Genomic DNA, 10,683 nt, shown 5'->3' with positions numbered 1-10,683 from the left:
TGTTTACTCTCGCTGACTGCTTTTTTTGTTATGATAGCGCTTTTTTAAAGGGCTGCGTAACTTCAGTTATCTAAAAACAGTTATCTAATTAGGTCGCCTTGTTAGACTCTCTAGCATATCCAGTCTATGTTTGCTTAATTGCTACTTTTTGCCGATTTTCAATGTATTTTTTGCGGGCGATATTAATCATACCCCAAGCAAATAAAAACGTGGCAATGTAACTGTTCACAGTAATGATATCGCCATACGCTTTAATCTGCGCTTCTCGCGTAACAATTTGGTTGAGGGATTGTTGGGCTTGTTGCTGCGATAAATTGTTGTCGGTGATGACGGGTTTAAACCCTGCTTGGTATTGTTGAAGCCGCTGGGTTACTGTGGCATCTGTCGATTGCATTTGCTGTAAAATACTTTGTTTATGATACTGGGTGCGCTGCTGTTGCAGGGTGCTATAAAAAGCCGAGCCTACCAGCCCGCCAAAGTTTTGGGTCGCACCAAACAATATGATAAAGGTGATGACATGATTAACGCTTTGTCGCAGCGTCAGCCCAAATCCCATCAATACCAATGGACCCATAAACAGTGAGCCTGCAAACGCGACTGCAAATTGACTGAGATAAAAATTTTGGGGTCGCACGTCACTGGTGAGCATATTGGCATCATACACACTGGCAACCGCTACGAGCAAAGTCGCCACCACCATCGGCGGAATCAAATGATCGCGTGAAAAGGTCAGGGCGCTGACTATCAAACCTGCCAACATACCAAAAAATATGACCGTATAAAAACCCACAAACTGGTCGGACATGAGACCTTGGGATTTTAAAAAATTCACCACCGCATAACTTTGCTCAGACATAATCAAACGCAGTAAAAAAGCGCCTACTACAAAACGCAATAACGCAAAACTCCCCAGCCAGCGGGTCATAATCAAAGGATTTTTGCGGTAATGCTCAAAGAAAAAGCCTGACATCAACAGCGCCAAAGCACCAATGAGCATATACGCCAATAACGGTGAGTTTTCCCACCATAAAATAGGCCCTTGTACCAACACCCCACACAGCAACCCAAAACCGGGCGCCAATAACAAAAAGGTGAGAATGTCTTTCTTTTCATACACTTCGATACGTAAACTTCGTGGCAACTTGACGGCGACCACCATCGCAAAACAACACAGCGCCAAACCAAACTCAAAGGTGTAAAGCCGAGTCCAGTCGTTCACATTGACCAAATAAGGGGAGATTATCCAAGCCAACGGAATCGCCAGCGCACTGACCCCAAAGCCAATATACAAACCTTGCAGGCGATACTTACTGGAAAAGGCTTGCATCACATAATAAAGCCCGAGTGAGGATAACGGCGCCGCGACAAAGCCTCCTATCGCCCTCACCAGTAAAGCCATCGGATAGTTTTGCACAAATATATGAATAAACATCACCAGCATAAACATCAGCAGGGATATTTCAGAAAACCAGCGTAATCCAAATTGTTGACGCGCTTTAAATAGCAGCAGGTTGGCGCTGACATTTGCCATCACATACACAGCAGGTATCCAAGCCACTTGTGAGGGTGTCAGTGCATATTCGCCTTGGATTTGCGGTAAATTGGCGGTAATAATGCCATTGCCCAAGCCACCACAAATTGCAATAAAAACGCCGATGACAAAGTACACAATGCTTTTTGATCGAGAGTGAGCAATACTCGGCGGGGAACCGGGTAACGCGGGTTTTTCATCTTCGGTCCAATTGGGTGGTGTTTCTAAGATTCTAGGTGATTTCAAAGGGTAGCTCGATTTTGATACTGTTAAGACAAGAGAGGTTGGCTATAGTGTAATCAAAAATAGGCTTAGCGTCAGCGACAAAATAGTTCTATAAATGTGAAATGGACTAGCGCTATGTTAGCCATCATTACCCAACCTGTCATTATTCAATCAATCATTATTCCACAGGTCATTGAAGCCCATCAGGCAAGCTACAATTAAATTTATCCAGTCAGTAAATACACCCAGTCGATTAAGGTCTAACATTTTTAAACAAAAAAATTCGATTTTTTTTTGGCACATAAGTATTTTTTAGTTGTCAAAATGCGCTAGGCTATCTATTCATTCATCACTGATTCATCACTGCTATGAACCCGCTTTATCAAACCGATTTGCCGACGCTGGGGCGCAATACTGACATTGACCACCATGCTGATTTACAAGTGTTGCAGCGTATCAAACGATTTTTATTGCCCCGTGATTTTGAGGTGTCAAAGGATTTATTGCAACAGATGCAGCAGGGGTATGGTGTCGCAGATCAGCCTGTCGATGTGCTGTTATCCAGCGGTATCAAATTCTCCAAACCCCTGCAGCAATTGATTTTGCATGAGCAAGGGATAGCGCAAACAAGTAATGTATCGGCAGCCAAAGCGTTATTGCAACAGCCCGCGTTTGAGGCGCTGTATCAGCAGTTTTGCCAATATCCGAGTTGGTATGATGCCAAGCTTGCCGAGATTGGCGCAATCGCCTATCGGCGCTATCCGTTGATGCTGATTTGGTTACTGCGTAATGTGGCGCTAATGGCAGGGTATAGTATCCCTGCGCTCTCATTGCCACTCATCAAAACAGGGGCGTTAGTGCATGATGCATTGCCGAGGCTGATGCGAACCTATGCGTATATTTTGGCAGTGTCTGAGTACCCAGCGATTAGCCGCAACCAGCAACCCCCATTGGCAATTGGCACAGAAGGCTGGCGACAAAGTCTGCAAGTGCGCCAGATACACGGTCTGGTAAGACAACAATTATGCAGTCATGATTGGGACAGTGGCTACTGGGGGGTACCCATTAACCAAACCGATATGGTGGCAACCCACTTGCAGTTTTCGCTGCTCATTATGCGCGGACTAAAATTACTGGGGGCAAGAATCAGCACCGAAGAGTCCCAAGGCATCATGCACTTATGGCAACTGGCAAGTTGGTGGATGGGGATTGAGCTGGCGCGGATTCCTGAAGATGAAACCGAGGCGTGGGCATGGCTTTATAGCTATTTGGCAACCCAGCAATTAGATTTTGAATTTGGTAAACCTCTCGCCAAAGCGCTGCATGATTTACCCTCGCAAATTATGGGTGAGGATAACAGACGTGGACAGCTGGTTGAGCGCGTCAATGCCAGTGTCACACGGACTTTAGTGGGTGATGATATTGGCGATGGCTTGGGACTGCCTAGCCCAAAATGGCGCTATGGCGTGCTTGTTAGTGTGCCGATTGTGTTTGGGCTTGATACGGCGCGAGCACACAATGCGGCTATTGCCAAAAGATTGGAGCAATTTCGCGCCAAACGCCAAGATAATATGAACTGGTGGCTCAAAAAGCACGACAACTATTACCAATGAGCTAGCACATACCAATCAACTAGCACATACGACGTTACTAATTTACAAGAGCGACAGTAAAGGTTATCTAGGCAAGGTCGTCTATGCTGGGTTATCTAGGCAATGTTATCCATACAAGCTTCTCTAAGCATTGCAATCACTAGGCTTTTAAAATCACCTTCATCATGTTCCAAAAGGTCTTGCCATACGGTGGTTGAAGCAAATGCGCGAAGTTAAGGTGACTTTGTTTAAACACCGCTTTTGGATGAGAGAAGGTGTCAAAGCTATATTTGCCGTGGTAACGCCCCATCCCCGATGCCCCGACACCGCCAAACGGCAGATTTTGCTGGGCAATGTGAAAAATCGTTTCGTTAATACACGCGCCGCCACTCACCGTATGGGCGAGCACGTAGTCGGTGTCGGCTTTGTCCTCGCCAAACACATACAGCGCCAGTGGGCGGTCACGCTCATTCACATACGCCACTGCCTGCGTCAAGTCTTGGTAAGACACCAGTGGCAATACAGGGGCAAAAATCTCCTCTGTCAGCAGTTTAGCATCGCTTGGTAAATCGGTGACAATCATCGGTGGGAAAAATCCAGTCTCGATATTCACTTCATAATCGGTCAGTGGAATGATGGTGGCACCGCGCTGTTTGGCTTCATCGAGATAACCTTGCACGCGGCTGGCTTGTTTGGTGTTGATGACAAAGCTATAGTCAGGGTTGTCTGCGAGATTGGGGTAGTGGGCGTCAAGCCATGCGGTTGATTGTTCTATAAAGGCGTGTTTTTTATCCGCCTGCATCAACACATAATCAGGCGCAATACAGGTTTGCCCTGCGTTCATGGTTTTGCCTGTCCATACGCGGTTGACAGTTTTTGCTACATCAGCGCTCGGTGTCACCACGACAGGAGATTTGCCGCCTAGCTCAAGGGTGACAGGGGTCAAATTGTGTGCAGCGGCTTTCATGATATGTTTGCCCACTGCGGTAGAGCCAGTAAAAAACAAATGGTCAAACGGTAAGCGGCTAAAGGCTTGCGCGACTTCGACATCCCCTGTAATCAAAGTCACTTCGTCTGCGGCAAAATACTTGGGTAACGCATTAGCCAGCCACCGCTCAAAGTTCGGCGATGCTTCTGAGACTTTGAGCATCGCACGATTGCCTGCCACCAATGCGGCAGCCAGTGGCGCAATCACCAAATACAACGGATAATTCCAAGGTGCGATAATGCCTACGAGTCCTAACGGCTGCGGCTGGATATAGCTGCGAGCGGGCAAAAACCAAATCCCAGTTTTGACGGGCTGTTTGGCAGACCAAGCCTTGCCGTGCTTTTGTGTATAACGAATGGCTTCAAGCGTTGGGAATAGTTCAAGCATGGTGGTTTCAGCCGCTGGGCGTTGTCCAAAGTCGGCATGAATAGCGGTGATAATCTCGCTTTGGTTGTCCATCACCAGCTGTTCTAATTTTTTTAGCCGCGCACTACGAATTGACCAATCAACATATTGGTCTTGACGGCTAGCCGTTCGCATGATGTCGAACTGCTGCTGCATGGTATTGATAGTTGCATCCGAATTAGTTGCATCTGAGTTGTCTTGAGGTGTCATGTGTATTATTCCAATCATTTAGTTAAATTTTAACTCAACATAGCAGTTAAGCCGGTATCTTGCTAGCATCTTTTTGAACGAGCGTCACGTTTTGCCTGGTGGTATCCGCAGGGTACGGTGACTGGGTTGATTTGTGCGGAATATGGCTCATGGCATGCTCTGTCAACGCCGTTATGGTGAGACTTGGGTTGACGCCCAAGTTGGTCGAGATATTGCTGCCATCGCAGACATAAAACCCTTGATAATTAAACAATCGGTGGTACTTATCGACCACGCCATCTGCTGCAGAATTACCCAGCGAAATCCCACCCATACAATGCGCGGTGGTTGGGATGTTCAAAAATACTTCCGACAACACGCCATAACCGACTCCCCCCATTTGGGTTGCCATCTGCTCGGCAAACGCGCTTGCTTCGGGGATAAAGGCAGGGATGGCAGGCCCATAGGTTTGCATCTGGTAGCGACTACCCAACCAAGCCCGCCACCACGGGCTTTTTTGATAGCGCATTTCAAGCTCATAGGGCGTGCTTTGCATACATAGCAAGATAAGGCTTTGTTTTGCCATATTATGCGGTCGAAATGCACGCCACGCCTGACGGGGCTTGACGATAAACTGCGCTATAAGACACCATAACCAAGCCAGTAGCGACATTTTTTTGCCGTTTTTATAATTGCTTAACGTCGCCAAAAAGGAGGCAATATTAAAACCTTCAGGATAACGTGTCGCCTCAATGTGTGTGCCATCGCCCAAATAAACCCCAGAGCCGATAGCCACGCCATCGCTCATGGCGCCATGTTGCTCATCCAAAAATCGTACGCCTAGCAAGGACTCAGCATTGGTATAGATACGCTTGCCCAGATAAGGGGAAATATGGGGCATATTGCCTTTATGGCGCTGCTCAAACAGCAGTTTTTGACTACCGAGGCTGGCGGCTGACAGTACAATTTGTTGGGTGGTGATTTGATACTCCCCTTTATCCGCCGATTGCAGCGTCACCCGATAGCCTTGCGAACCGTTTTGATAGGCAGGGTCGCTTGGCGATTTGCTAGCATCAGCTATCGGTACTATATCCGTGACTTTGGTTTCAGCGAGCAGGGTAGCGCCATTTTTTTGGGCAAAATACAGGTAGTTTTTATCTAGGGTATTTTTGGCGCCATAACGGCAGCCCACCATACAGCCACCACAGCCTATACAAGGACTGCGCTTAGGACCTGCGCCGCCAAAATACGGGTCACCATTGACAGCAGGGTGAGCATACTTATCCTGTTCACTAAAGTAGGCACCCACATCGGTGAGATAAAAACTATCGCCCAAGCCACTCAGGTTTGCCATTTTTTGTAGCATCAAATCTGCGTTGCCGATTTTTTTGTTTTGGCTCACGCCTAGCATGCGTTTGGCGGTCTCATAATGTTGTGGCATCACCGCTTGCCAATCGTGAAGCCCTGCCCAGCTACCTTGTTGCCAAATTTTGTCTTCTGGCTGTAATAAGGTGTTGGCATAAGTGATTGAGCCACCGCCCACTGCGTTACCATGCAACACCATGACATGCTTAAATAGCTGAAGCGAAAAAAAACCTTTGTATTTGAGCGCAGGCAACCACAAAAACTGCTTGATATCGCGCACGGTTTTGGGCATGGTCTCGGGAGAAATATGCTTGCCTTGCTCGGCGATAATCACGCGATAGCCTTTTTCGGTCAGTCGCATCGCCGAGACGCTACCGCCAAAGCCTGAGCCTATGACCAAAAAATCCGTATCAAATGATTGACCTTCCATGTATCGCTTTCCTTATTGTCCTTAATAGTTGTCCTTATAGCTGACCTGCCGCGGACTACTTTGCAGTGACTTTTTGGCTATATCTGTCTTTGTATAACAGCGGTTTACCGCTAAACAGTTCAACCAGCTACCTGATTAGGATATACTAATTTTTCAGCAGGCTGCTGCAACTGTGACATTTGGGTTCGTTTTGTTTTGATAAATTAAGTAAAGGATTGAGTTGAAAGGATTAACGCGTGCCAAAGCCAACCTTCACACCGCTTCCATCGCCCACAGGTACGAGTATTGAGTCGAGTTTGAGTGATTTTGGACAGCAGGCGCATATCATGGGTAATGCCAACACCGTGGTCAGACGTTCGCTCGCTATAGCGCTGCTCAAATTTATGGAATCCACCCCATTTGCTGATATCAGCGTCACCGAGCTGACCCAAAAGGCGGGCGTGAGTCGCATGGGGTATTACCGCAATTACGATAGCAAACTTGCGCTACTCAAAGACTATTTGGCGCAGATTGAGCATGATTTTCCTTTTATCGACTTGACGGCGGCAAGCGAGTCCGAGTTTTATGCGTTTTTGCGACAAGTGTTTGACTATCTAAGCAAGTTTGAGTTATCAACCAAGATTTTGCTCAATCAAGGCTTTGAAGGGCTGATTTTAGATACGCTACTTAATAGCAAAATTTTTGTCGAATACCGCAAAAAGCAGTCATTGACTTGCCAAGCTATGACCGCGCCACATCAGGATAAAAGCGGGGAGTACAATCTGGTATTTGCCTCAGGAATGCTGTATCACACCTATATTCATTGGGTGCGGCAAGGGCAAACAGAAACGCCACAGCAACTAGCAAGCTGGCTCATGGCGGGCGGGTTTTATCGGTTATTTCATCCTGCTGATGACTAAACTGATGACTAAGCTGATTGGGTTTTATCAAACGCTATCACTATTCCCATACCCACTAGCATGGCGACAAAAAACACTACCCCTTGCCAGATGCCCATGCCCATGAGAACCACCGCAGGGGCAGGGCAGATACCAGCGATGCCCCAACCGACACCAAATATCATCGACCCACTCGCCAAGCGCATATCAATACCGCGGCGAATCGGTGGAAACGGCGCACCCGATAGACTGGTCTTTTTTAAGCGACTTAAGTTAAAACCGATGGTGGCGACAATGAGCGCGCCAACCATCACAAACATCAATTCAGGATTCCACTCACCTGCAAGGTCAAGAAAGCTTTGCACGGTTTTTGGGTTTGCCATATCACTGACAATCAAACCCGTACCAAAGACCAACCCACAGATAGCACTGATCAATAACACAATTTCTTTTCGCATGATATATCCCCCTAACGTCTCAATTAAATCAATGACAACAAATGACGACCGATAAACACCGTCACAAACCCTGCGGACATAAAGGTAATGGTGGCCAGCAGTGAACGGGGTGAAAAGCGCGCATTGCCACAGATACCATGACCACTGGTACACCCTGAGCCCATCCGCGTACCAATACCCACTAGCAAACCTGCGATAATATACAGCCAAGGCGATGAGGTTACCTCAATGGTTGGCAAACCAAATAACCGACCAACCACCCAAGGCGATACTAGCAAGCCCACAAAAAACGCCAATTGCCAAGCAAAATCGGGTGAGTTTGGCTGCCAAAGACTGGCGACAATGCCACTGATGCCAGCAATCTTGGCAATACTCCACCACAGCATAACCGCAGAAAGCCCAATCAACACGCCACCCACCAATGGATGACTATAATCTGCAATAGAAAATAACAACATACGCCACCTAAGCATTTCACAATAATATATATTATACAATATTGTATAATATATAGCGCGTTTAAGGGTAAATTTTTTTAAAACAGGAGAATAATCAACGAAAAACCGACGACCAACGCGCTTTTTGCAAAAAAACTATGTTAGATTAAAGCTAGATTAAAACAAATACAAAACCATGATGATAGGGCTTAACGGCTTAACAGTTTAATAAGGCAACCAATGTATAAACTCACCACATATATACCGACCGATTATCTAGAGGCTGTAAAGCAAGCCTTGTTTGACGCAGGGGCAGGGCAGATTGGCAATTATCAGTATTGCTGTTGGCAGGTATTGGGTACAGGACAGTTTATGCCATTGGTAGGCAATCAAGCCTTTATTGGTACCACCAATCAATTACAAACAATCGAAGAATGGCGAGTCGAGATGGTGGTTGCAGATGAGCGCATCAAAGCGGTAGTGCAAGCGTTAAAACAGGCACACCCGTATGAAACCCCCGCTTATGATGTGCTAAAGCTTGAAGATATTTAGTCATCCAGTTTATCCTCACCCGATGACTGATTCGCTTACCTATCTACTTACATGCCTAAGGTTATTAAACGCCTTTTTTGGCTCGACGACAAGTGAAAAGTATGACCAGAATATAGGGCAAAAAGCGATTGTGGCTTGGTTTTAAATGGTCTATAGTCAATAGTAAATAATTTGTTACACTTTATTTCGACCCATCAACCGACCATTGAATTTAAGGAGTGAGACATGGCAAATCCCCCCAATAGTACAGCGGTAAATAGCGCCAAAACTGACAGTACCAAAACTGACAATGCCAAAACGGATAAAGCGAAGCCCCAAAAGTCGCAGCCTACCAAGACCCTAGCTACAAAGACCTTATCTACCAACACCCCAGCGCGCCGCAGTACTAAAACACCAGCGACCGAGCGCATTGACCAACCTTATGAGACCGACCCTACAGTGTTGCTTGAGCAGTCGCAGCAAGCAGGGGTGAGTGAAAAAGCCAATGCCAAAAAACGCGCCATCGAAAGCATCATGAATAAAGACCTAACCACAGGCAATGTCGAGAAAATGGCAGAGCACTTGCAAGCGCTGATCAATGGCATGTCCAATGATGAAATCAACGAAGTCAAAAAATTATTTGGTAGCCAAACCACTAGTGTGCAAAGCAAAATCAATAAAGACGACGAATTGGCGGACAACTGGCGTGAAGGCGGTTATCCCTACAAAAACCGTATGTCACGCAAAAACTATGAAGCCCAAAAATACGAGCTACAAGTTGAACTATTAAAACTGCAAAAATGGGTCAAAGATAGCGGGCAAAAAATCGTCATCATCTTTGAAGGTCGTGATGCCGCAGGTAAGGGCGGTACCATCAAACGCTTTATGGAACACTTAAACCCGCGCGGTGCCAAAGTCGTTGCCCTGGAAAAACCCACCGAGCAAGAAGCCGGTCAATGGTACTTCCAGCGTTATGTCCAGCACCTACCGACCAACGGCGAAATCGTGCTATTTGACCGTTCATGGTATAACCGTGCTGGTGTCGAGCGTGTCATGGGTTTTTGTACCGAAGAACAATACAATGACTTTATGCGCCAAGTCCCAGAGTTTGAAAAACATCTGATTAGCTCAGGTATTCATTTAATCAAATTTTGGTTCTCAGTCAGTCGTGAAGAGCAGCGCCGCCGTTTTGCCGAGCGTGAAGCCCATCCGCTCAAACAATGGAAACTCTCACCCATTGACAAAGCATCACTCGACAAATGGGATGATTACACCCTTGCCAAAGAAACCATGTTCTTTAACACCGACAGTGCAGAATCGCCTTGGATTGTCATCAAGTCAACCGATAAAAAACGCGCGCGTTTGAATGCGATGCGCTATGTATTAAGCAAACTACCTTACGACAATAAAGACCCTAAAGTCGTGGGGACAGTTGACCCCTTGATTGTGGGTCGTGCCGGGGCTTTATATGAAAAAGGCGAATATAACGAATTGGCAGTACCCAATATCTCGTTTAAAGCCCACAAATAATTGCCCAGTAAAATAATGGGTCAAAAACCGCAAAACAACAACACAATAACCCCAGTGCATGGCATTGGGGTTTTTAAATATAAAGATAGCAGCAAGTAGGTGGCTACCATTGCTGCCAAACCAT

The 10,683-nt window shown here is 46.5% G+C and carries 9 protein-coding genes; 4 read left to right on the top strand and 5 right to left on the bottom strand.

What is annotated here, in order from left to right; translation table 11 throughout:
• Positions 1-124: 124 nt before the first annotated feature.
• Positions 125-1,777 carry an MFS transporter gene (locus tag ACH0AB_RS01015; protein ID WP_406876823.1) on the bottom strand — a complete coding sequence of 551 codons (1,653 nt, stop codon included), beginning with the start codon at positions 1,775-1,777 and terminating at the stop codon, positions 125-127.
• A 347-nt stretch (positions 1,778-2,124) separates the two neighbouring features.
• On the opposite strand from ACH0AB_RS01015, the gene ACH0AB_RS01010 reads away from it, so the two are divergent.
• A complete protein-coding gene (locus tag ACH0AB_RS01010) occupies positions 2,125-3,369 on the top strand; it encodes an oxygenase MpaB family protein (RefSeq protein ID WP_406876822.1) in 1,245 nt (414 codons plus the stop codon).
• 139 nt (positions 3,370-3,508) lie between these two features.
• Here ACH0AB_RS01010 and ACH0AB_RS01005 read toward each other — a convergent pair whose 3' ends face one another.
• Both ACH0AB_RS01005 and ACH0AB_RS01000 read right to left on the bottom strand, forming a co-directional pair.
• Positions 3,509-4,951 carry a coniferyl aldehyde dehydrogenase gene (locus ACH0AB_RS01005; protein ID WP_406876821.1) on the bottom strand — a complete coding sequence of 481 codons (1,443 nt, stop codon included), beginning with the start codon at positions 4,949-4,951 and terminating at the stop codon, positions 3,509-3,511.
• A 46-nt stretch (positions 4,952-4,997) separates the two neighbouring features.
• Complete coding sequence (locus ACH0AB_RS01000) at positions 4,998-6,725, bottom strand: GMC oxidoreductase (RefSeq protein WP_406876820.1); 1,728 nt, start codon at positions 6,723-6,725, stop codon at positions 4,998-5,000.
• Between the two features lie 236 nt (positions 6,726-6,961).
• Between ACH0AB_RS01000 and ACH0AB_RS00995 the strand changes: the two genes are divergently transcribed.
• The gene (locus ACH0AB_RS00995; RefSeq protein WP_406876819.1) at positions 6,962-7,624 is read left to right on the top strand and encodes a TetR/AcrR family transcriptional regulator; all 663 of its coding nucleotides are present in this window, start codon (positions 6,962-6,964) and stop codon (positions 7,622-7,624) included.
• An 8-nt stretch (positions 7,625-7,632) separates the two neighbouring features.
• Here ACH0AB_RS00995 and ACH0AB_RS00990 read toward each other — a convergent pair whose 3' ends face one another.
• Positions 7,633-8,061 (bottom strand): DUF6691 family protein, encoded by a 429-nt coding sequence (locus ACH0AB_RS00990; protein WP_406876818.1) that lies wholly within the window; start codon positions 8,059-8,061, stop codon positions 7,633-7,635.
• Between the two features lie 23 nt (positions 8,062-8,084).
• On the bottom strand, positions 8,085-8,519 hold the full coding sequence (locus ACH0AB_RS00985) for a YeeE/YedE family protein (RefSeq protein ID WP_406876817.1): 435 nt from the start codon (positions 8,517-8,519) through the stop codon (positions 8,085-8,087).
• Positions 8,520-8,738: 219 nt separating this feature from the next.
• On the opposite strand from ACH0AB_RS00985, the gene ACH0AB_RS00980 reads away from it, so the two are divergent.
• Together ACH0AB_RS00980 and ppk2 are read left to right on the top strand one after the other, a co-directional pair.
• Positions 8,739-9,050 carry a YqfO family protein gene (locus ACH0AB_RS00980; protein ID WP_406876815.1) on the top strand — a complete coding sequence of 104 codons (312 nt, stop codon included), beginning with the start codon at positions 8,739-8,741 and terminating at the stop codon, positions 9,048-9,050.
• Positions 9,051-9,632: 582 nt separating this feature from the next.
• Positions 9,633-10,559: a polyphosphate kinase 2 gene (gene ppk2, locus ACH0AB_RS00975; protein WP_406876828.1), complete on the top strand. Its 927-nt coding sequence runs from the start codon at positions 9,633-9,635 to the stop codon at positions 10,557-10,559.
• Positions 10,560-10,683: the final 124 nt, after the last annotated feature.

The sequence above is a fragment of the Moraxella sp. 179-F 1C4 NHS genome (assembly GCF_045370505.1).
In the GTDB taxonomy this organism is placed as follows: Bacteria; Pseudomonadota; Gammaproteobacteria; order Pseudomonadales; family Moraxellaceae; genus Faucicola; species Faucicola tetraodonis.
Note: the sequence above shows the minus strand (reverse complement) of the source record. Positions and strands in the feature narration are given on the sequence as shown.